The following is a 21,725-nucleotide window of genomic DNA, read 5'->3' as shown; positions in this document are numbered from 1 at the left end:
GGAGCGGATCATGCAGATGGGACTGGTAGGGCTGGGCAAGATGGGCGGCAACATGCGCGAGCGGCTGCGCGAGGCCGGGCACACCGTTGTCGGCTACGACACCGACCCGGAGCTCTCCGACACCGAGAGCCTCGGGGCGATGGTGGAGCGGATCGACCATGAGCCGCAGGTCGTGTGGGTCATGGTCCCGGACCGGGTGGTGGACCCGGTGATCGACGAGCTGTCCGGGCTGCTCGGCGAGGGGGACGTGATCATCGACGGCGGGAACTCCCGGTGGACCCACGACGCCCCCCGGGCGCGGAAGCTGGCCGAGAAGGGCATCGAGTACCTGGACTGCGGGGTCTCCGGCGGCGTCTGGGGCATCACCCAGGGCTATGCCCTCATGGTCGGCGGGGACGAGAGCACCGTGGCCAAGGCGCAGCCGATCTTCGACTCGCTCAAGCCCGCGGGCGAGTTCGGCTTCGTGCACGCCGGTGAGCACGGTGCGGGCCACTTCGCGAAGATGGTCCACAACGGCATCGAATACGCGATCATGCAGGCCTACGCCGAGGGCTGGGAGCTGCTCGAGGCCGCCGGCCACGTCCGCTCGGTGCGGGAGACGTTCAACTCCTGGCGCGAGGGATCGGTGATCAAGTCCTGGCTGCTGGACCTGGCGGTGAACGCGCTGAACGAGGACGAGCACCTGGACCGGCTCGCCGGCTACGCCGAGGACTCCGGCGAGGGCCGCTGGACGGTGGAGGCCGCCCTGGACCTCGCGGTGCCGGTGCCCAACATCTCCAACGCCCTCTTCGCCCGCTTCACCTCCCGGCAGGACGAGTCGCCGGCGATGAGGATGATCGCGGCGATGCGCAACCAGTTCGGCGGCCACACCGTCCGGGACGTGGCCGCGGGTCCCGAGCACGTCGAGGCCGCACCCGGCGAGGAGCCGGCCCACCCCGGGGAGCAGTGAGCGCCCCTCCCTCCGTCCCGTGTGCGGAACGGGTGGTGCGGAACCGGAAACCTGGCGAAACACCCCGGTCACAGGACCGACCTACGCTCGGGGCATGACCGCTGCCCCCTCCTGCCCCGCGACCGGTGAGCCCGGCGCGCTCGGCGAGCTGACCGGCTTCCGCGTCGGCGTGACGGCCCACCGGCGCGCCACGGACTTCATCGCCGCCCTGGAGCGCCGCGGCGCGCAGGTGGTGCACGCGCCCGCCCTGCGGATCTCCCCCGTGGCCGAGGACACCCGGGTGGTCGAGGACACCCGCGCCCTGCTCGCCCACCGGCCGGAGATCGTCGTGGTGACCACGGCCTACGGGCTGCGCCGGTGGTTCGAGGCCGCCGACGCCGCGGGCCTCGGCGAGGACCTGCGGGACGCCTTCCGGGCCGCCCGGGTCCTCACCCGCGGGGCGAAGGCCCGGGGCCAGGTGCTCGCCCTCGAGCTCGAGGACGCGGAGGTCTCCGAGGACGAGCGGACCTCCTCGGTGGTCGACCGGCTCCTGGCCGACGGCGTGGCCGGCGCCCGCGTGGCCGTCCAGCTGCACGGGATGGCCGACGAGCTCCAGCTGGAGCGGCTCGTGGCCGCCGGGGCGCAGGTGGACACGGTGGCCCCGTACCGGTGGCTCTCCGCCGACGACGGCGAGCGTCTGCCCGCCCTGATCCGCGACGTGTGCGAGCGGCGCCTGGACGTGCTGACCTTCACGGCCGCCCCCGCGGTGGGCTCCCTGTTCAGCACCGCCCAGGAGCTGGGCCGCTGGGCGGACCTCGTGGACGCCCTGCGCACCGACGTCACGGCCGCCGCGGTGGGGCCCGTGTGCGCCGGGCCGCTGCGCGAGGCCGGGGTGGAGCCGCTCGTGCCGGAGCGCTACCGGCTGGGAGCCCTGGTCCGGGCGGTGTGCACCCACGCGGTCGAGGAGCGCACCCTGGTGGTGCCCACCCGGCACGGGACGCTGCGGCTGATGAGCACGGGCGCCGCCCTGGAGGACGTGTTCGTCCCGCTCTCCGACGCCCAGGTCGCGGTGCTGCGCGCGCTCGCGGCGCACCCCGGGGCGGTCGTCCCGCGGGGGCTGCTGCTGTCCGCGGTGCCGGGCCTGGAGACCGAGCACGCCCTGGAGATGGTGATCTCCCGGCTGCGGAAGGTCCTGCCCGCGCCCCTGGTCGGGACCGTGATCAAGCGCGGCTACCGGCTGGACCGCTGAGCCACGGCCCTCCGGACCGGCCGGACCGCGGCGCTCATCGCCCGCTCGACCGGGCCCGCCCCGAAGGCCCGCTGCCAGGCGAGGGCGAACAGCACGGAGAGCACCAGGCTCGCGATCAGCCAGAGCACGGGAGCGGTGTAGAACAGCTCGAAGGACAGGAAGACGAGGTGCGCCGTGTACAGGGTGAGCGTCATCGCCCCGAGGGCGGCCACCGGCTGCAGCCACGCCCCGTGCCGGCGGACGAGCAACAGGCACGTCCCGACGACCGCCAGGCTCACCCCGAGGCTCCAGGCCACGGAGAACGGCGTGTTGACGTCCGGGGTGGTGAGCACGAGCCACCACGGCGTGCTGGTCGGCAGCGTCCCCGTGGGGCCGTAGACGAGCAGGCTCTCGAGCTGCACCGCGGTGAGGTCCGGGTCGCTGAAGAGCAGGCGCGTGTAGACGTCCCCGGCGTAGAGCAGCTGCCGTGAGACGAGCTTCGCGGTCACCGCGAGCGCCGCGCCCACCACGAGCAGCCGGACCTGGACGTCGCGCCGGCGCAGGTTGAGCCGTCCGATGGCCATCCCCGTCAGCACGTAGGCCAGGTACGGCAGCGCCGGGTAGGTGCCCGTCAGGAGCAGCTGCCCGAGCACCGCGAGCGGTTCGGCGGCCAGGGTGGCGAAGGTCGGGTTGTAGGAGGACCACTCCGGCAGCACGTCGGCCAGGAGGTGCAGCAGCAGCGGACCGGTCACCAGGAAGACCGCCGCACCGATGAACAGGGCCCGCGGCCCGAGCCCCAGGAAGGGCAGGGCCAGCAGGAAGTAGGCGGCGAAGTAGATCAGGATGTTGTAGGCCGGGGGCTCCGGCGGCATGAGCAGGCCGATGAGCAGCCCGAGGAGCAGGAGCAGCAGCGCGCGCACCACGATGCCCGCCCGGGCGGCCGTCATCTCGCGGCCCCGGTAGGGCCGGCGGCCGCCGGAGGTGAACGCCAGCCCCGTGCCGGCCAGGAGGGCGAACAGGGCCGGGGAGTCGCCGGGGAACAGGATCCAGCTGACGGTGGGCCGGCCCGTGGCGGCGTAGGACATGGGCAGGATGTGCACGCACATGATGGCGATCAGCGCCAGCCCGCGGGCGGCGTCGATGCCCACCGAGCGCCTGGTCCTCCGCCGCGCGGCACCGCCGGTGCCGGTCGCCGCGGGCAGGTTCTCGGTGGGGCGCTCCCTCATGGATGGTCGTCCTGTTCGTCGGGTCCGGCCCGCGGGATCGGGCGGTGCGGTCGGGCGGTGCGGTGCAGTGGGGCGGTGCCGTCGGGCAACGCCGTCACGCTCTGCAGCCGGACGGTGCGGTCGGGCCACGGGCGCGACCATCTTCGCACCCCGTGCCGTGCGGGCCAACCGGAACGGGCCGGCACCGTGTCCACCCTTCTGCGCGAGCACGCCGGCGGCGCGCGCGCCGGCCCCGGCGGCACCGGGCCCGTCACACGGCGGCGGCGTGCTCCTCGACGAGCCGGCGCACGGCGTCCCCGCAGCCCCCGCACCCGGTCGCGGCACGGGTGGCGCAGCGGACCTCCTCGAGGGTGGCGGCACCCTGCTCCACGGCCTCGGCGATCCGGCCCCGCGTGACGCCGGCGCAGTGGCAGACCGTGGTCCCCGGCGTCGGCCGGGCCTCCTGCTGCGACCCGGCGTCCGGGCCGTCGGGGCGCAGCAGGACGCTCGGGTCCTCGGGCACGGGCTCGCCGCGGTCGTGGAGCAGCCCGATCCCGGCGGCGGAGCGGGGCAGGCCGAGCACGACGTAGCCGGCCAGGGTGCGGTCGGGCCGCAGCACGAGCTGGGCGTAGCTGCCGGCGGCGCCGTCCGCCCACTGCACCACGCTCCCGCCGTCCGGGCGGGGCTCCCAGGGCGGCCCCCCGACCTCGCCCGCGCAGGCGAGCTCCACCTGACGGGCCTTGAGCCGCACCGAGCCTGCGGGGCCGGTGGTCAGGGGCGCGAGCACCGCGGTCCCGCCCTCGGCCACGGCGGCCAGCTCCGCGCGGAAGCGGGCGGCCAGCCACTCCGCCTGCCGCCAGCCCGGACCCACGAGCCCGGACGGGCCCGCGTCCGCCCGGCCGGGGCACTCCCGGCAGGACGGGTCCTGGCACAGCACCTCGGCGCAGTCCCCGATCGCGAACACCCGCTGCTCCACGTCCGCCCCGAGCTCGTGGTCGACCACGATGCCCCGGGCCGTGCGCAGCCCGGCGCCCTCGGCGAGCTCCGTGCGCGCCGTGACCCCGATCGAGAGCATCAGCAGCTCGCCGGGCACGGTCCGGCCGCCCTCGAGGACGAGCCCGCGGAAGGCCCGGTCCCCGTCCAGGAGGACCTCGCGCGCCGGGGTCCCGGAGCGCACCTCCACGCCGGCGTCGGCCAGGGCCCGGCCCAGCAGCGCCCCGCCGGGGGCGTCGAGGGAGCGGGTCAGCACCCAGGGGGCATGGTGCACCACGGTCACCGGGCAGCCGGCCTCGCTCGCCGCGAGGGCGGCCTCGAGCCCGAGCACGCCGCCGCCCAGCACCACCACGCGGCCGCGGCGCTCGACGACGGCGCGCACCGTCCGGGCGTCGCGCAGGTCCCGCAGCGCCGTGACCCCGGCGGGCAGGTGCTCGTAGGCGCCCGGGTCCGGGTTGATCCCGCGCAGCACGGGCAGGTTGGGGCGGGCCCCGGTGGCGAGGACCACGCGGTCGTAGCCGAGCTCGCGGACGGCACCGCTCCGCCCGTCCGTGAGGCGCAGGACGCGGCGGGAGCGGTCGATCCGGGTCACCCGGGTGCCCAGCAGCACGTCGACGCCCGCCCGGGCGAGGGCCTCCGGGTCGGCCAGGGCCATCGTGGCGAGCTCGGCGCGGCCCACCGCGTGCTCGCCCACGAGCACCCGGTTGTAGGCCGGGTCCTGCTCCCCGCCGATCACGGTGAGGCGGATCGTGCCCTCGGCGGCGAGGTCGGTGACGTCGTCGACGAAGCGCGCGGCGACGGGACCGAAGCCGATCACCACCACGTGCTCGCCGGGCCGCATCGGGGCGGCGGCCGAGCGGGAGGAGCGGTGCGGGGTCATCGGACGGCCTCCTCGGGGGCGAGCGCCCGGACGGTGACGGCGGCCGCCTTGAACTCGGGCATGGCCGAGACCGGGTCCACGGCCGCGGCGGACACGAGCCGGTTGGCGGTCTGCTCCCCGGCGTAGTGGAAGGGCAGGAACACCGTGTCGGGGCGGATGTCGCCGCTGAGCGCGGCGCGGGCCACGGCGCGGCCGCGGTCGCTGGTCAGCTCCACCGCGGCGCCGTCGCCGATGCCGAGGGCGGCCGCGGTGGCGGGGTGGATCTGCAGCAGCGCCCCGGGCCGGGCCGCCTGCAGCGAGGGCACGCGGCGGGTCTGGTTCCCGGACTGGTAGTGCTCCAGATAACGCCCGGTGACCAGGGTCAGGGTCCCGGGCCGGTGCAGCGGCTCCCGGCGGTGGGCCGGCGGGCTCGGGTCCACGGCCCGGCCGGCGGCGCGCGTGCGCACCGGCACGAGCACGGCGCGCCCGTCCGGGTGGCCGAAGCGGTCGAGGAAGACCCGGGGCGTGCCCGTGGAGCCGGCGGGCTGCGGCCACCAGCAGGCCTCGCCGGCGTCCAGGGCGGCCCAGCCGATCCCCGAGTAGTCGGCCCTGCCCCCGGCCGAGGCCCGGCGCAGCTCCTCGAAGACCTCCTCCGGCTCGGGGCTGAACGTCCCCGGGGCACCGAGCCGGCGGGCCAGCTCGGCCATGATCCACAGCTCGTCCCGGGCCCCGGGCGGCGGGTCGAGCGCACGGCGGCGGCGCAGCACCCGGCCCTCGAGGTTCGTCATGGTGCCCTCCTCCTCTGCCCACTGCAGCACCGGCAGCACGAGGTCGGCGAGCTCCGCGGTCTCGGAGAAGAAGAAGTCGCAGACCACCAGGAAGTCCAGGGCCTGCAGCCCGCGGACCACGGCGGCCGTGTCCGGGGCGCCGATCACCACGTTGGAGCCGTTGACCCACAGGCAGCGGACACCGCCCTCGGTGCCGAGGGTGGTCAGCAGCTCCACGGCCGGGATCCCGGGGCCGGGCAGGTCGGCCGGGTCCACGCCCCACACCCCGGCCACGTGGGCGCGGGCGGCGGGGTCCGTGATGCTGCGGTAGCCGGGCAGCTGGTCGGCCTTCTGGCCGTGCTCGCGCCCGCCCTGCCCGTTGCCCTGCCCGGTCAGGGTGCCCCAGCCGGAGCCCGGCCGGCCGGGCAGCCCGAGGAGCAGGGCGAGGTTGATCGCGGCGGTCGCGGTGTCCGTGCCGTCCACGTGCTGCTCCACCCCGCGCCCGGTCAGCACGTAGGTCCCCTTCCGCTCGCGGGACAGCAGGTGGGCGGCCGCCCGGAGCCGCTGCGCCGGGACCCCGGTGACCTGCTCGACCCGCTCGGGCCACCACGCGCTCACGCTCGGCAGGAAGGCCTCGAGCCCGGTGGTGCGCCGCCGCAGGTACTCCCGGTCGGCCAGGCCCTCGTGCAGCACCACGTGGGCCAGGCCCAGCAGCAGCACGAGGTCGGAGCCGGGGGTGGGCTGCAGGTGCACTCCGCCGTCGTCGTCCGTCATCCGGGCCGTGGCCGAACGGCGGGGGTCGACGACGACGAGGCCGCCGTGCTCCCGCGCGTGCCGCAGGTGCTGGACGAACGGGGGCATGGTCTCGGCGGGGTTCGAGCCCAGCAGCAGCACGGTGTGGGCGTCGTCGAGGTCCGTCACGGGGAACGGCAGGCCCCGGTCCATTCCCAGGGAGCGGTTGGCCGCGGCCGCGGCGGAGGACATGCAGAACCGGCCGTTGTAGTCGATCCGCGAGGTCCCCAGGGCCACCCGCGCGAACTTCCCCAGCTGGTAGGCCTTCTCGTTGGTCAGTGAGCCGCCGCCGAACACGCCGGCGCCGTCGGGGCCGTACCGCTCCCGGGCGGCGCGGAACTCCTCGGCCGTCCGGTCCAGCGCGGCGTCCCAGGACACCTGCCGGAACACCCCGTCCGCCCCGCGCAGCAGCGGCGCGGTGAGCCGCGCCGGGTCGGCGAGCAGCTCCGCCGACGTCCACCCCTTCCGGCACATCCCGCCCCGGTTGGTGGGGAACTGCCGGGCGGCGACCTCGGGGAAGCCCTGCTCCGCGGCAGTCTTCGACCCCGGGTCCAGGGCCATGGCGCACTGCAGGGCGCAGTACGGGCAGTGGGTGGCCGTGGTGCTCATGCGGGGGCTCCTGGTGTCGTCCGGGCGGGTCGGTGCGGGCTCAGACGTGGCTGTCGCCCATCTCGGTGCCCGGGCGCAGGTAGCAGAACCAGGTCACCACGAGGGCCACCAGGTAGAACGCCACGAAGCCGTAGAACGCCGCGCTGTAGGCGCCCGTGGTGGTGTTGGAGAGGTTCAGGGCCTGCGGGATCAGGAAGCCGCCGTACGCGCCGACCGCCCCGATCAGGCCCAGCGCCGCCGAGGCCTTGCGCTCGGTGGACACCGCGGCGTCCTGCTGCTGCCGCCGCCCCAGCACCCGGTAGATCGAGGGGATCATCCGGTACGTGGAGCCGTTGCCCATGCCGGCCGCGGTGAACAGCAGCAGGAACAGGCCGAGGAACAGCCAGAAGCCGGCCAGGGGCAGGGTGACCACCACGGCGAGCGCGAGCAGCGCCATCACGGCGAACACCGCGACCGTCATCGGGGCGCCGCCGAAGCGGTCCGCGAGCCGCCCGCCCCACGGGCGGGAGACCGAGCCCACCAGCGGGCCGAGGAACGCCAGGGACAGCGACGCGGCGCCCACGCCGAGGGACGAGAACTCCGGGAACGTGTCCGCGATGAGCTTGGGGAACACGCTGGAGAAGCCGATGAAGGACCCGAACGTGCCCACGTAGAGGAAGGACATGACCCAGAAGTGCGGCTCCCGCACCGTGGCCAGGGACCCGGTGACGTCCCCCTTGGCGTGGGAGAGGCTGTGCATGTGCTTCCGTGCGCCCCACGCGGCGAGCAGGATGAACGGCACCCAGATCCACCCGGCGAGCGGGAGGTCCAGGGCCCCGGCGGCGAGCACGGTCACGGCGATCGGGACGAGCAGCTGGGCCACGGCCGTGCCGAGGTTGCCGCCGGCCGCGTTGAGCCCGAGCGCATACCCCTTCTCCCGCACGGGGTAGAAGTAGGTGATGTTGGCCATCGAGGAGGCGAAGTTGCCGCCGCCGAAGCCGGCGGTGGCCGCCAGCAGCAGCATGACCGCGAACGGGGTGCCCGGGTCGGCGACCGCCAGGGCCAGGCCCACCGTGGGGATCAGCAGCAGCAGGGCGGAGGCGACGGTCCAGTTCCGGCCGCCGAACCGTCCCACCATGAACGTGTAGGGGATGCGCAGCGTGGCGCCCACGAGGGACGGGATGGAGATCAGCCAGAAGATCTGCGAGTCGCTGAAGGCGAAGCCCGCCGCCGGCAGGTAGATCACGGTGATGGCCCACAGCTGCCAGACGGCGAAGCCCAGGAACTCCGCGACGATCGACCACGTGAGGTTGGTGCGCGCGATGGGGCGGCCGGTGGACTCCCAGAACGCGGGGTCCTCGGGGCGGTAGCCGTCCAGCCAGCGGCCGGGCCGCTCGCGCAGGGCCAGTGGTGCCGGGACCGGTATGTGGGCCGCGGTGGTGGCCGGGTCGGGGTGCAGTTCTGAGCTCACGGGGGACCTCCTGGGCGAGCGGGGCGGAGCACGGCGACTGCGGCGTGCGGTGCTCCCACGCTAGGAACCCCGTGTTTCCGTCCCCGACGGACGGGGTAACGCCCCGGTGCACTTCCCCTCACGCCCCCGCGCGGCGGACGTGAGCCCGCCGCGCCCCACTCCCCCAGCCGCGCGCCGAGTCCCCCGTCCCCGGTGTCCTCGTGCGCCGAGTCCCCCATCAGCCGCGCCCCCGCGCGCCGAATCCCCAACCACCTGCGGCCCCGCGCGGCGAGTCCCCAAGCCGGTGGCAATCCCCCACGAATCCGCGTGGGGAAACGCCACCAGGTTGGGGACTCGGCGGCAAGGGGCAGGCAGGGGCAGGACAGGCCAGGCCCCTGTCAGGGCGTCAGCGCTCGGCCACCTTCCGGGCGACGGCCTTCGAGGTGCGGGCCACCAGCTTCTCGAGCGGGCCCTGGCCCACGGCGCGCTGCCAGGCCACGGCGATCAGCCCGAACGCCGCCACCTGCATCCAGAACCAGAAGCCCGGGTGGAGCTCGTGGACCATCGTGGCGAGGAACAGCAGGTGCAGGGTGTAGAGCGTGAACGTCATGGACCCGGCGGCCGCCAGCGGGGTGAGCGCCTTGCCGATCAACCGGGCCAGGAGCAGGAACGCCCCCAGCGCGAACGCGGCCATGCCGAGGCTCAGCAGCAGCGCCACGGGCGTGTTGCTGTGCGGGGCGGGCACCATGAGCCACCACAGCGTGGTGGTCGGCAGGGACGGGTCCGGGCCGAAGACGAGGATCTCGTCGATCTGCTCCTCGGACAGCCACGGGGTGGCCGCCCAGATCCGGTCGTAGACCCCGAAGGCCAGCAGCGCCGCCATGGACACCGTCCAGGAGAGCAGGGCCAGGGCCGCGCCGGCGCCCACGAGCCACAGCTGCACCCGCCGGCTCGTGAGGTTCATCCGTCCCAGGGCGATGCCCGCGCACAGGTAGGCCATGTACGGCAGGGCCGGGTAGGTGCCGGTCAGCAGCAGCTGGGAGAGCACGGTGACCGGCTCCGTGACGAGGTTCCACAGGGTGGGGTTGTCGTGCACGTGAGCGGGCAGGACGTCCAGGGACCACTGCATCAGGAACGGGGCCAGCACGGTGAACGCCGCCGCGCTGATCAGCAGGTGCCGGATGCGCAGGCCCAGGAACGGGATGGCGAGCAGGAAGAACATCCCGTAGTAGATGAGGATGTTGTTCACCGGCGGGGCCACGAAGCCCACGAGGAACCCGACGAGGGCGATCACCGCGGCGCGGCCCACCAGCCCCGCCCGGTCCCCGGCCAGGCGCCGGCCCGTGTGCGGGGTGCGGCCGCCGGAGAGGAACGCGAGGCTCACCCCGGCGAGGGTCGCGAAGAGAGCGGCCGAGTGCCCCGCGAACAGGGACCAGCTCAGGGAGGCGCGCTCGTTCTCCGCGTCCCAGTAGGGCAGGGTGTGCACGGCGACCATCCCGAGCAGGGCGAAGCCCCGGGCGGCGTCCACGCCGACCAGACGACGCCGGGTGCGCTTGCCGGAGGCGCCGGGAACGTTGAGCACCGCGGTGCCCCCGCCACGCGTGGCGGCCGCGTGCTCAGCGCTCACGGGTCGTCCCTCCGGCGGACTCGGTCCCGACGTCGGACGCGAGCCCCGCGGCGGACGCGGTCCCGGTCGCGGGTGCGGTCCCGGCGCCGGGAGTGGTGCCGGCGGCGTCGGTGTGCAGCGGGCGGATCGGGTTGCCGCCCCAGGTGCTGCCGGCAGGCACGGTCTCCTGGGCCATGACCAGGGAGCCGGGGCCCACCGTGGCGCCGGCCTCCACGGTGCTGCCGGGCAGGACGAAGCTGTTGGGCCCCAGGGTGGAGCCCGCCTCCATCGACACGGGCTGCAGCCGCATGATCCGGTCGTGGAACAGGTGGGTCTGGAGCACGGTCCCGCGGTTGACGGACACGCCCCGGCCCAGGTGCACGAGGTCGAACTCGGGCAGCCACCAGGTCTCGCACCACACGCCGCGCTCGATCTTCGCGCCCATGAGCCGGGCCCAGGCGTTGAACACCGGGGAGCCGACGGCCAGCCGGATCAGGCCGGGCACGGCCAGGGACTCCGCGAAGGTGTCGGCGAGCTCGTTGCGCCACACGAAGGAGCTGAACAGCGGGCGCTCGCCCTCGCGGAAGCGGCCCATCAGGGCCCACTTGACCAGCACGGGGACCAGCGCGGCCAGCACGCCGGCGGCGAGCACCACGGGCGTGGCCCACAGCAGCGCCGCGACGATCCCGTCGAGGCCTCCCCCGGCCCCCATGTAGATGGTGGTGAGGACGAAGACGATCGCGAGGTCCAGCCACGCGGTGACCATGAACGGCACGGCGCGCAGCGACTCGACGAGCGTGCGGGCCACGACCAGCCGGCGGCGCGGCCGGTAGGTGACGGCCTCGTCGGCGGCGTCGGTGACCCGGCTGATCGGCTCGGGCATCCGGCCCAGCCAGGAGGTGCCGCGCCCGGCGTCGGCCGGGGCGGAGGAGAGCACGGCGACCAGGGAGTCCTCGGGGACGTCCCGATCCGGTCCCACGATCGCGGAGTTGCCCACGAAGGAGCGCTCCCCCACGGTCGAGGGGCCCACGTGGATCCAGCCGAAGCCGACCCGGGCGGAGCTGACCATCGAGTGGTCGGCCATGAAGGAGCCGGACTCGAAGGTGGTCAGGTGCGGGAGGGTCTCCACGGTGGAGATCTCCACCTGGTCGCCCACGCGGGCGCCGAGCAGCCGCAGGAAGAACGGCGTGGCGATGGAGGCGTAGACCGGGTAGGTGGAGACGAGGCTCTTCTGCAGCAGCACGCCGGTGAGCCACACGGCCCAGCCCACGGTCCCGTCGGCGGGGTGGTGGCCCGGACGGATCAGCAGGGCGAGCGCGCGCACGATCAGCACGAGCAGGGCCAGGTAGACGAGGACGGTGAGCACGGCGAAGACGGGCACCCACAGGGCCATGACGGGGAAGACGAGCTCGTAGAGCTCGATCCCCCGGACCTGGGTGTAGACGATCAGCGCGCCGGGGACCACGGCCAGCACGGGCAGGATCCCCACCGTGCCGAGGCCCAGCGCGTACAGCAGCCCGGTCAGGAAGCGGTTGCCGCGGACCGGGGCCCACTCGAGCCAGGACTCCCCGGCGGGGCCGAGGTCCACGAGCGGGGAGCCGCCCTGCAGCCGGCCGGCGGGGACGGTGCCGGTGACGTGGGAGCCGGGGTCGACCTCCGCGCTGGCCCCGATCACCGCACCCGGGCTCAGGAGCGTGCGGGTGCCGATCCGGGCGTTCTCGCCGACGGTCACGCCGCCGAGGTGGAGGACGTCGCCCTCGAGCCAGTAGCCGGAGAGGTCCACCTCGTGCTCCACGGCCGCGCCGTCGCCGATGCGGGCCATGCCGCTCACGGGAGGCATCGTGTCGAGGTGGGTGTGGCGCCCGACCCGGTTGCCGAGCAGCCGGAAGAACAGCACCATCACGGGGGTGCCCATGAGGGGCTCGAACTTGTTGAAGATCAGGACCCGCTCGGCCATCCAGACCCGCAGGTGGGTCCAGGAGCCGCGGGCGTGCGCGCCGGGGCGCAACCGGAAGGTCAGCAGCCGGATGAACAGCGCGGTGAGCACGAGCCGCCCGGGCAGGGCGAAGAGCACGAGCCAGCCGGCCACCAGCGGCAGCAGCGGCGGGTTCGGGACCCAGGCCGCGCCCAGCAGGTTGGCGAGCAACCAGACGACGATCGCCGCGCCCACCACGTAGCGCAGCCCGGAGACGGCGTAGAGGGCCGTGAGGAAGGGGATCTGCACCAGGCCGTTCCAGCGCGGGACGTCGGTCACCGTGCGGGCGCGCGCGGCGTCCTGGGCGACGACGTCGACGCGGGCCAGCGTGGTCAGGTACTCGTGCATCCCGGCGAGCGTGGGGTTGCGGTAGATCTCGGCGATCTCGGCGTCCGGGTAGCTGCGCCGGAGCTCGGAGACCAGCTTGGCCACCGCCACGGACGTGCCGCCGAGGACGAAGAAGTCGCTGTCCTCGTCGATGGGCAGGGGGCCGAGCTGGTCCGCCCACAGGGCGGCGAGCCACTCGAGCTCGGCGTCGACCCGCGAGGCCTCCGCGGCGGCGCCGGCGGAGGGCAGCGGCCAGGGCAGGGCCTTGCGGTCCACCTTGCCGGAGGTCTTCAGGGGCAGCTCGTCCATCAGCGTCAGCGCGGGCACCATCTGGCCCGGCAGGCGGTCGGCGAGCAGCCGGCGGGCCTCGGCGAGGTCCACGGAGCCCGGGGCCTCGGCCACGAGGTATCCCACGAGGACCTGGTTGCCGGCCGGGGTGCTGTGCACGGCGGCGGCGCCGGCCTGCACGCCGGGCAGCCGGGTCATCTGCTCGTCGATCTCGCCCATCTCCACGCGCCGGCCGGAGATCTTGACCTGGTCGTCGGCGCGGCCCACGAAGACGATGCCCTCGGGGTCGGCGCGCACGAGGTCCCCGGAGCGGTAGGCCCGCTCCCAGCCGAGGGAGTCCATCGGCGCGAACTTCTCGGCGTCCTTGGCGGGGTCCAGGTAGCGGCCCAGTCCCACGCCGCCGATGATCAGCTCGCCCTCCTCGCCCCAGCGCACGGGGTTGCCGGCGGTGTCGACGATCGCCAGCTCCCACCCGGGCAGCGGCAGGCCGATGCGCACGGGCGGCTCGCCGGTGAGCACGGCCCCGGTCGCGATGACCGTGGCCTCGGTGGGGCCGTAGGTGTTCCAGACCTCGCGGCCGGGGTGCACCAGGCGGGCGGCGAGCTCGTTGGGGCACGCCTCCCCGCCGAAGATGAGCAGGCGGATGCGGCTCAGCGCCTCGGCCGGCCACATCGACGCGAGCGTCGGCACCGTGGAGACGGCGGTGATGTCCCGCTCGACGAGCCACGGGCCGAGGTCGGTGCCCGAGCGCACGACCGCGCGCGGGGCGGGGACCAGGGCGGCGCCGGAGCGCCAGGCCAGCCACATCTCCTCGCACGAGGCGTCGAAGGCCACCGAGAGCCCCGCCATCACGCGGTCGCCGGGGCCCAGCGGGCGCCGGGGCAGGTAGAGCTCGGCCTCGGCGTCCACGAGGGCGGCCGCCGAGCGGTGGCTGATGGCCACGCCCTTGGGCTTGCCGGTGGACCCGGAGGTGAAGATGATCCAGGCGTCGTCGCCCGTGCCCGGCTGCCGGCAGTCCGCGCCGACGCGGACCTCGGCGCGCGGCCGGAGGGCCAGGCCCGCGCCGAAGACGGCGCACACCCCGGCCTCCTCCCAGACCGTGCTCGCACGCTCGTCGGGGTCGTCGTAGTCGACGGGGACGTAGGCGGCGCCGGCGAAGATGGTGCCGAGGACGGCCACGTAGAGGTCCACGGTCCCGGAGGGCACGCGGATGCCCACGCGGTCCCCGCGGCCGATGTCGAGGTCCCACAGGCGCTGGGCCTGGGCCTCGACGCGCTCGAGGAACTCGGCGTAGCTGAGCACGGTGGTCCCGTCGTCGACGGCCACGGCGTCCGGGTGGCGCGAGACGGTGTCCATGACGATGTCCACGAGCGTGCGCGGCGCCGGCGCGGAGGAGACGGGGAAGACGGCGCGGCCCGGGACCTGCGGCATGGGCTGCGTGTGCAGGGCGCGGTCGAGGACGTCACCGTCCTCCGGCCGGTCCTGCTCCGGGTACCGGTCCTCGAGCAGGTGCCGCCCGCCTCCCTGGCGGGTCGAGCCGCTGCGCGTGCTTGGGCGCACTGTCATTGAATCCCCCATCGACTTCGCTGCCGCTGCGGATCTGCACAGCGGCCGGTGCCGACAGGAAGGACGAGCCCAGGGACCGGACGGACCGGACGGAAGGCACCCCGGGGGCACGCGCGCCGGATCAGCGCGGTGCCGAGAGTGAGTGTTCGGCCGTGATGCCCCCGCATCGGCCTTCCCCCTGAGCCGGCTCCCCTGCCGACTTCTTTACTGCACCGTACGGCCGGTTATGTGCGTTCGCAAGCTGAAACGGGTGTGGCGGGCCGGTTCCGGGCCCGCGCCTCCCCCGCTGTTCCCCGTCGTTCCGCGGATCGGGCGCTGACCAGGGACGACGACGAGAGATCAGTCACGTCCGCGTGCCGCGGCCCTCTTCCGGGGCTCTGCGGAGGGGTCGGGCGAGAGCACCGCCGAGCGCTCTCCCGGGGACTCCCCGGCGGTCATCGCGGCGTCCAGCACCCGGGCCTCGGGCAGCTCGAAGTGGTCCACGCCCTCCCGGTAGCGCACGCTGGTGCGCTCGTAGCCGGCGTCCTCGTACCAGGCGTGCCCGGCGGCCGCCGCGGAGAGCGCGTCGAACGGCGCCCACGGGTCGGTGCCGTCGTCCTCGAGGCCCACGTCCCAGTGCAGGACCAGCTGCTCGAGCTGCTCCTCCGTCGGCTCCGAGTCCCCGGAGGACGGCGCCCCGCCGCCGCCGGAGAGCACCGCGCCGCCGCCCCGCAGGAAGTCCGCGCGGTCGGCCAGCAGCTCGTAGCTGATGAACTCGGCGCCCCCGGAGTAGCCGTGCAGCCACGTGCGGGAGCGGTCGAGGTCGTACTCGGCGAAGATCTCCTGCTCGGCCAGGGCCAGGAACCACTCGGCGTTGCCGTCGAGGTCCTCCCACCAGGTGGGCTCGCCCTGCCGGTCCGGGGTGCGGGGCGCCACGAGCACCGCGTTGTGCGAGCGCGCGACCTCCGCGAGGCAGGAGACCTTGTGCTGGGGGTGGTGGAACTCGTAGGCCCCGTCCCCGTGCAGCCGGAAGACCACCCCGACCGGCTCGCTCCAGTCGATGCCGTCGGCGAAGACGTGGTAGCTGCTGGTCGTGCCGTCGTGCTCGAAGGCGACGTCCATCCGGTCCGAGGGGGCCTCGCGCCAGCGCAGGCCGCCGGAGCGCACCGGGCCGTCGTTCAGGGGGGCGATCCCGCCGCGCGGGGCGACGCGCACGTCCTCGAGGCCGTAGGGGGCGCAGGAGACCCGGTCCTCGGGCGCCGGGGCGGGCTGCCACGCCCAGCGGCCGGCGAGCGTCGCGGCGACCAGGAGCACCAGGGCACCGGTGAGAATGGCCACATCGACGGCCCGGCCGGAACCGCGGCGCGGTGCGGCCCCGCCCGGTCCCGTCCGTGTTTTCACCCGTCCATCCTAGGGCGCGCGCCCGGAGGCGTCCCCCGCCCGATTTTTGGGTTCGCAACGTCTCCCCCATAATCGGCCAGGACCGTTCGGGGGGACGGCGCCCCCCACTTCCTCCTTCCGTGGTCCGTCCACCACACCAGAGGAGAAGATTCCGCGTGAGCATCACCGCACGCCCTCGGGCCGAGCAGAGCGCACCTGAGATCCAGGAGCAGCCGCCGGCCCAGGACAGGCTGCGCCGCAGCCTCAAGCCCCGCCACCTGACCATGATCGCGATGGGCGGGGCCATCGGCACCGGCCTGTTCGTGGCCTCGGGCAACACCATCGCCACCGCCGGCCCCGGCGGGGCGCTGCTGGCCTACGTGGCCATCGGCTTCATGGTCTTCCTGCTCATGCAGTCCCTGGGCGAGATGGCCACCTACCTGCCCGTCTCCGGCGCCTTCGAGGAGTACTCCACCCGCTTCGTCAGCCCCTCCTTCGGCTTCGCCATCGGCTGGAACTACTGGTACAACTGGGCGATCACCGTGGCCGCCGAGCTCGTCGCCGCCGCCCTGATCATGCGCTACTGGTTCCCGGACGTGCCCTCGTGGATCTGGTCCGGGTCCTTCCTGGCGATCCTGTTCGCGCTCAACGCGCTGAGCGCCCGCGCCTACGGCGAGAGCGAGTTCTGGTTCTCCCTCGTGAAGGTCGTCACGGTGGTGCTGTTCCTGGGTCTCGGCATCCTGATGATCGTCGGGATCCTGGGCGGGGAGTCGCCCGGCTTCGAGAACTGGACCACCGGGGAGGCGCCCTTCGTGGGCGGCGGCCTCGGCATCCTCGCCATCTTCATGGTGGCGGGCTTCTCCTTCCAGGGCACCGAGCTTGTCGGCGTGGCCGCCGGTGAGGCGGAGGACCCCGAGAAGAACGTGCCCAGGGCCATCCGCACCGTGTTCGTGCGGATCCTGCTCTTCTACGTGGGTGCCATCACCGTGATCGGCTTCCTCATCCCCTACACCAGCCCGAACCTGCTCACGAGCGGGGTCGAGGACATCTCCATCTCCCCCTTCACCCTGGTGTTCCAGAACGCCGGGGTGCTGGCGGCGGCCTCGGTGATGAACGCCGTGATCCTCACCGCGATCCTCTCCGCCGGCAACTCGGGGCTCTACGCCTCCACCCGCATGCTCTGGGCGCTGGCCGAGGGCGGCAAGGCCCCGAGGTTCCTGGCGAAGGTCAACCGCCGCGGCGTGCCCATGAACGCGCTGATCGCCACCACCCTGGTGGGCGGGGCGTCCTTCCTCACCACCTTCATCGGGGACGGGGACGCCTACGTGTGGCTGGTCAGCGCCTCGGGGCTGGCGGGGTTCATCGTGTGGATGGGCATCGCCTGGAGCCACTACCGCTTCCGCAAGGCCTACACCGCCCAGGGCAAGGACCTCGCCGACCTCCCCTACCGGGCGCGGTTCTTCCCGCTCGGCCCGGTGGTGGCGCTCGTGCTGTGCGCCGTGGTGATCCTCGGGCAGAACTACCAGGCGTTCATCGGCGACATGGACCTGATGGCCGCGCTGACCGCCTACATCGGCCTGCCGCTGTTCCTGGCCCTGTGGCTGGGCCACCGCCTGGTGACGGGCTCGAGGATGGTCCGCTACGAGGACGCCGACCTCACCCGCGTCCGAGACTGACGCCCCCGCGCCGAGCCCCCAGGCTCCGGGCCGGCACTCCCGCCGAGTCCCCAGCGACCGGACGACCCTTTCGTCGAGTCCCCAGTCGTGTCGCGTTTCCCCATGATCAAACCTGGGAATACGCGACAGGACTGGGGACTCGCCGCACCGGGCGAGTGGAACGTGGGGGTTCGGCGGAGAAATGACAGAGGGCGAGCGCGAGAGAGGACCCAGGAAGCACGGCGCGGGCCTGGGCGCGGGAAGCTCTCAGGCCACCGAGCGGTAGCGGGTGACCACCACGTCCACGAGCTCGGGCGGGACCTCACCCTCGGGCACGGCCAGCGGCTCGGTGTCCACGTCCGCGCCGGCCGTCCGCGAGAGGTCCAGGAAGTAGCCGGGGGCCAGCAGGTAGTTGGCGACGACGACGCGGCCCTCCTCCGCCAGGCCGGCCCGGGCGTCGGCCACCGCCTCGGCCACGCGGGGGCGCGCGGCGGCCAGGTAGGACACGGTCACGGTCCGGGACAGCTCCTCGGCCAGCTGCTCCGCCACTGTGGCGCAGTCGGCCACCGCGCGGCGGTCCGAGGACCCGGCGGTGGCCAGCACCACGGCGTCGCGCTCCCCCAGCGGCGCCCCGGCGGCCGCGCACGCCTCGTGCACCCGCCGGGCGAGCAGCCGGGCGAGCGCCCGGTCCGGGCCGAGGGCGGCCGAGACGCGGTGCAGGTCGTCCGCGGCGACCGCCTCGGCCACGTCCACGTAGACGTGGTAGCCGGCGGAGAGCAGCAGCGGGACCACCACGGCCGGGCGCCCGGCGTGCTGCTCGGTGCGCTCGGCGAGGTCCGGGGTCTGCACGTCCACCCACGTGGGCACCACCCGGACGTCCGGCAGCTCGGCGGCCACGGCGTCCACGAGCCGCTGCACGGCGGTGCGCCCGGCCGGAGAGCGGGTGCCGTGGGCGCAGGCGAGCAGGACGGGGTGCTCGGTTCTCGTCATGGCTCCCAGCCTACGAGCGGGGCCCGAGGAAGGGCGTCCACGTCATGCGGCGTCACGGGGGCAACCGTGCTGTAACACGCGTGCCGCATCCTGGTAGGGACGCACGACCCCCGCTCGCCCCCTGGAGGACCGCATGCTGCTGACCGCCGACCTCACCGACGTCCCGGTGCTCGTCCTCGGCGACCCGCACGACGCCCGGCGCGCCCGGCACCGCTACGAGGCGGCCGGCGCGGCCGTCCGCTCCGTGGCCGAGCCCGCGCTGCTCGGCCCGGCGGACCTGGCGGGCGTCGCGCTCGCCGTGGTCGTCGGCCCGGCGGCCCAGCGCTGGCGCGAGGCGCTGCACGCCGCCGGCGCCCGGGTGCCCGTGGTGCAGGAGCCCGCGGCCCGCACCGGGGGCCGCGTGACCTTGGTCGGCGGCGGCCCGGGCGCGGACGATCTGCTCACCGTGCGCGCCGTGGCGGCCCTGCAGGACGCCGACGTGGTCTTCGTCGACCGGCTCGCGCCCTCGGGTGCGGTGGCCGCCGCGGCCCCCGGCGCCGAGATCGTCCCGGTGGGCAAGACCCCCGGCCACCACCCGGTCCCCCAGTCGCGGATCCAGGACCTCATCGTGGAGCACGCCCTGGCCGGCCGCTCGGTGGTCCGGCTCAAGGGCGGGGACCCCTACGTCTTCGGCCGCGGCGCCGAGGAGCTCGCCGCGTGCGCCGCCCACGGCATCCCGGTGGACGTGGTCCCGGGGATCACCAGCGCGGTCTCGGTACCGGGCGCGGCCGGGATCCCGGTGACGTTCCGCGAGGTGTCCCGGATGTTCACGGTCGCCTCCGGGCACGTGCCGTTCTCCGAGGCGGAGCTCGCCCACTTCGCGGGTCTCGGTGCGGGCGGGGGCACGCTCGTGGTGCTCATGGGCGTGGCCACCCTCCCCCACCTCGTGGCCGGGCTGGTCCGCAACGGTGCCGATCCTCGCACCCCGCTGGCCGTGGTGGAGCGCGGCTTCACCGACCGGCAGCGCTCCACGATCACCACCCTCACGAACGCGGTCGCGGACACCGCGGCGGCCGGCTGCGGCTCGCCCGCCGTCGTCGTCGTGGGCCCCGTGGTCCGCCTGGCGACCGCCGAGCGGGACGCGTTCCTCGCGGAGGTCACCGCCCATGGCTGCTGAGGACCTGCCCCTGGCCGGACGGGTGGTGGGCGTGACCGCGCACCGCCGCTCCGAGGACCAGATCGCGGCGCTCGAGCGCCGCGGTGCCCGCGTGCTGCACGCCCCGGCCCTGCGCGTGGAGCCGGTCGGCGAGGACGCCGGGCTCGCGGCCGCGTCCCGGGCGATGTTCGACGCCCGCCCGGACCTGGTGCTGCTCACCACGGGCTACGGGCTGCGGCGCTGGCACGACGCCGCCGTGGCCCAAGGCTTCGACGCCGACCTGCTGCTGTGCCTGCGCGAGGCCGCCGTCTACGTGCGCGGGCCCAAGGGCCGCGGCGCGGTGCGCGCCCTGGGCCTCGAGGACGCCGGGATGTCCGCGGACGAGACCACCGCCGGGCTCGTGGATCTGGTGCTGGCCGAGCACGGCGGCGACCTGACCGGGCGCACCGTCGGCCTGCAGCTGCACGGGATCGCGGACGCGGTCCAGCGCCGCCGGCTCACCGACGCCGGGGCCCGGGTGCTCACCGTGACCCCCTACCGGTGGGCCCCCGCCGACGACGCCGGGCAGGTGCCGGTGCTCGTGCGCGAGGCCGCCGCCGGGCGGGTGGACGCCGTGACGTTCACCGCCGCCCCGGCCGTGGACGCCCTGTTCAGCACGGCGGAGGAGCTGGGGCTGCACGAGGAGCTGCTGGCCGCGTTCCGCGGCGGGATGCTCGCCGCGACCGTGGGGCCCGTGACGGCGGCGCCGCTGCTCGAGCTCGGGATCGAGCCGCTCGTGCCCGAGCGGTTCCGGATGGGCGCGATGCTCAAGCAGCTCACGGAGGCTCTGGCCGGCACGGACGCCGACGAGGCACAGTAGGCACCCCGACTGCGGCTGCTGGACGCGGCGAGTGCCCGGTGCTGGAGACGCCACGACTGCCCTGGAGGCATGCACGGCGATCGTGGCACGGAGCTCGTGCCGCGGGCACGCGGTCGGGCGCCGGCTCGCCACGGGTCAGGACGATTGCGGGGGCGCGCCGGGGCGGGGGTCAGGGGAACCGGGGGTACCCCGACGCACCCCTGCGACCGCTCGGCCACGGCCAACGTCGCAGGTCAGGCCAACATTGGTTCGCCGTGGAATGAATGTAGCACTCCTCGCCGGATTAGCGAACACTTTCCTGATGTAATGGTGACGGAACGGTCACGGTCCGCGGACCGAGCGCGCCACCGGCCCTCGGGCGAGCGCTCCCCCGGGTCCGGCCGAGGCGGCCGGTAGGCTGGGCGCGACCCGCCCGACCCGTCGAAAGGCCGCCCGTGACCACCCCCCAGCTCGCCTCGTACGTCGACCACACGCTGCTCAAGCCGGAGGCGTCCCGCGAGCAGATCGCCGCCCTGTGCGCGGAGGCCAAGCAGTACGGCTTCGCCTCGGTGTGCACCAACCCGGTGTGGACCTCCTTCGTGCGGGAGCAGCTGGCGGGCAGCGACGTGCTGACCTGCGCGGTGGTCGGCTTCCCGCTGGGCGCCTCCGCCACGAAGGTCAAGGCGTTCGAGACCGCCACGGCCGTGGCCGCCGGGGCGGACGAGATCGACATGGTCATCGACATCGCCGCCGCCCGCGCCGGCGAGCGCGAGCGGGTCGAGGCGGACGTCCGCGCCGTCGCCGAGGCCGCCCACCGGGGCGGGGCCCGGCTCAAGGTGATCATCGAGACGTGCCTGCTCAGCGACGAGCAGAAGGTCCTCGCCTGCGAGGCCGCCGTGGCCGCCGGGGCGGACTTCGTGAAGACCTCCACCGGCTTCTCGACCGCCGGGGCAACCGTGGAGGACGTCCGGCTGATGCGCGCCACCGTGGGTCCGGGCATCGGCGTCAAGGCCTCGGGCGGCATCCGCACCCGCGAGGACGCCCTGGCGATGATCGAGGCCGGCGCCTCCCGGATCGGCGCCAGCAGCGGTCCCGCGCTGCTGGGCTGATATGGGGTTCCTGCTTGTCAAGAGGGCAGGGTGAAGCGGGGCACTCATTGATCGGTGAGTGCCCCGC

At 74.7% G+C, this 21,725-nt stretch carries 14 protein-coding genes; 6 read left to right on the top strand and 8 right to left on the bottom strand.

What is annotated here, in order from left to right; translation table 11 throughout:
- The first annotated feature begins 10 nt into the window (after positions 1–10).
- Both gnd and ACPYN7_RS06810 read left to right on the top strand, forming a co-directional pair.
- Positions 11–949, top strand: a complete 939-nt coding sequence (gene gnd, locus ACPYN7_RS06815; protein ID WP_424347129.1) for a phosphogluconate dehydrogenase (NAD(+)-dependent, decarboxylating) — start codon at positions 11–13, stop codon at positions 947–949.
- A 94-nt stretch (positions 950–1,043) separates the two neighbouring features.
- Positions 1,044–2,177, top strand: coding sequence for a uroporphyrinogen-III synthase (locus ACPYN7_RS06810; RefSeq protein ID WP_424347128.1), 1,134 nt, complete (start codon positions 1,044–1,046; stop codon positions 2,175–2,177).
- Here ACPYN7_RS06810 and ACPYN7_RS06805 read toward each other — a convergent pair.
- The 7 genes from ACPYN7_RS06805 to ACPYN7_RS06775 all read right to left on the bottom strand — a co-directional run bounded on the left by ACPYN7_RS06805 (position 2,159) and on the right by ACPYN7_RS06775 (position 15,952).
- Complete coding sequence (locus ACPYN7_RS06805) at positions 2,159–3,382, bottom strand: heparan-alpha-glucosaminide N-acetyltransferase domain-containing protein (RefSeq protein ID WP_424347127.1); 1,224 nt, start codon at positions 3,380–3,382, stop codon at positions 2,159–2,161. The genes ACPYN7_RS06810 and ACPYN7_RS06805 overlap by 19 nt on opposite strands.
- A gap of 250 nt (positions 3,383–3,632) precedes the next feature.
- Positions 3,633–5,234 (bottom strand): FAD-dependent oxidoreductase, encoded by a 1,602-nt coding sequence (locus tag ACPYN7_RS06800; protein ID WP_424347126.1) that lies wholly within the window; start codon positions 5,232–5,234, stop codon positions 3,633–3,635.
- Positions 5,231–7,381, bottom strand: a complete 2,151-nt coding sequence (locus tag ACPYN7_RS06795) for a molybdopterin oxidoreductase family protein (protein WP_424347125.1) — start codon at positions 7,379–7,381, stop codon at positions 5,231–5,233. The genes ACPYN7_RS06800 and ACPYN7_RS06795 overlap by 4 nt, the downstream gene beginning before the upstream one ends.
- Before the next feature lie 40 nt (positions 7,382–7,421).
- Positions 7,422–8,819, bottom strand: coding sequence for an MFS transporter (locus tag ACPYN7_RS06790; RefSeq protein ID WP_424347221.1), 1,398 nt, complete (start codon positions 8,817–8,819; stop codon positions 7,422–7,424).
- A 397-nt stretch (positions 8,820–9,216) separates the two neighbouring features.
- Complete coding sequence (locus ACPYN7_RS06785) at positions 9,217–10,437, bottom strand: heparan-alpha-glucosaminide N-acetyltransferase domain-containing protein (RefSeq protein WP_424347124.1); 1,221 nt, start codon at positions 10,435–10,437, stop codon at positions 9,217–9,219.
- Entirely contained in the window at positions 10,427–14,437 is a 4,011-nt protein-coding gene (locus ACPYN7_RS06780) for a Pls/PosA family non-ribosomal peptide synthetase (protein ID WP_424347220.1), read from the bottom strand. The genes ACPYN7_RS06785 and ACPYN7_RS06780 overlap by 11 nt, the downstream gene beginning before the upstream one ends.
- Positions 14,438–14,911: 474 nt before the next feature.
- Positions 14,912–15,952: a hypothetical protein gene (locus ACPYN7_RS06775; RefSeq protein WP_424347123.1), complete on the bottom strand. Its 1,041-nt coding sequence runs from the start codon at positions 15,950–15,952 to the stop codon at positions 14,912–14,914.
- A gap of 200 nt (positions 15,953–16,152) precedes the next feature.
- On the opposite strand from ACPYN7_RS06775, the gene ACPYN7_RS06770 reads away from it, so the two are divergent.
- Positions 16,153–17,607 (top strand): amino acid permease, encoded by a 1,455-nt coding sequence (locus tag ACPYN7_RS06770; protein WP_424347219.1) that lies wholly within the window; start codon positions 16,153–16,155, stop codon positions 17,605–17,607.
- A 246-nt stretch (positions 17,608–17,853) separates the two neighbouring features.
- On the opposite strand, the gene ACPYN7_RS06765 is transcribed toward ACPYN7_RS06770, so the two are convergent.
- Positions 17,854–18,576 (bottom strand): sirohydrochlorin chelatase, encoded by a 723-nt coding sequence (locus tag ACPYN7_RS06765; RefSeq protein WP_424347122.1) that lies wholly within the window; start codon positions 18,574–18,576, stop codon positions 17,854–17,856.
- Positions 18,577–18,709: 133 nt separating this feature from the next.
- On the opposite strand from ACPYN7_RS06765, the gene cobA reads away from it, so the two are divergent.
- From cobA to deoC, 3 genes are all read left to right on the top strand, one after another.
- Positions 18,710–19,732: a uroporphyrinogen-III C-methyltransferase gene (cobA, locus tag ACPYN7_RS06760; RefSeq protein ID WP_424347121.1), complete on the top strand. Its 1,023-nt coding sequence runs from the start codon at positions 18,710–18,712 to the stop codon at positions 19,730–19,732.
- Positions 19,722–20,570, top strand: a complete 849-nt coding sequence (locus ACPYN7_RS06755) for a uroporphyrinogen-III synthase (protein ID WP_424347120.1) — start codon at positions 19,722–19,724, stop codon at positions 20,568–20,570. The genes cobA and ACPYN7_RS06755 overlap by 11 nt, the downstream gene beginning before the upstream one ends.
- Before the next feature lie 434 nt (positions 20,571–21,004).
- Entirely contained in the window at positions 21,005–21,658 is a 654-nt protein-coding gene (deoC, locus tag ACPYN7_RS06750) for a deoxyribose-phosphate aldolase (protein WP_424347119.1), read from the top strand.
- Positions 21,659–21,725: the final 67 nt, after the last annotated feature.

The organism is Kocuria sp. CH-021, assembly GCF_049716185.1.
GTDB classification, from domain to species: domain Bacteria; phylum Actinomycetota; class Actinomycetes; order Actinomycetales; family Micrococcaceae; genus Kocuria; species Kocuria cellulosilytica.
This window is presented reverse-complemented; position numbering and strand designations above follow the sequence as displayed.

Bases quoted from the DNA above. Each gene is read 5' to 3' on its own strand.
- ACPYN7_RS06805 (WP_424347127.1), bottom strand. From the start codon at position 3,382: ATGAGGGAGCGCCCCACCGAGAACCTGCCCGCGGCGACCGGCACCGGC.
- ACPYN7_RS06800 (WP_424347126.1), bottom strand. From the start codon at position 5,234: ATGACCCCGCACCGCTCCTCCCGCTCGGCCGCCGCCCCGATGCGGCCC.
- ACPYN7_RS06765 (WP_424347122.1), bottom strand. From the start codon at position 18,576: ATGACGAGAACCGAGCACCCCGTCCTGCTCGCCTGCGCCCACGGCACC.
- ACPYN7_RS06795 (WP_424347125.1), bottom strand. From the start codon at position 7,381: ATGAGCACCACGGCCACCCACTGCCCGTACTGCGCCCTGCAGTGCGCC.
- cobA (WP_424347121.1), top strand. From the start codon at position 18,710: ATGCTGCTGACCGCCGACCTCACCGACGTCCCGGTGCTCGTCCTCGGC.
- gnd (WP_424347129.1), top strand. From the start codon at position 11: ATGCAGATGGGACTGGTAGGGCTGGGCAAGATGGGCGGCAACATGCGC.
- ACPYN7_RS06810 (WP_424347128.1), top strand. From the start codon at position 1,044: ATGACCGCTGCCCCCTCCTGCCCCGCGACCGGTGAGCCCGGCGCGCTC.
- ACPYN7_RS06755 (WP_424347120.1), top strand. From the start codon at position 19,722: ATGGCTGCTGAGGACCTGCCCCTGGCCGGACGGGTGGTGGGCGTGACC.
- ACPYN7_RS06780 (WP_424347220.1), bottom strand. From the start codon at position 14,437: ATGCCGCAGGTCCCGGGCCGCGCCGTCTTCCCCGTCTCCTCCGCGCCG.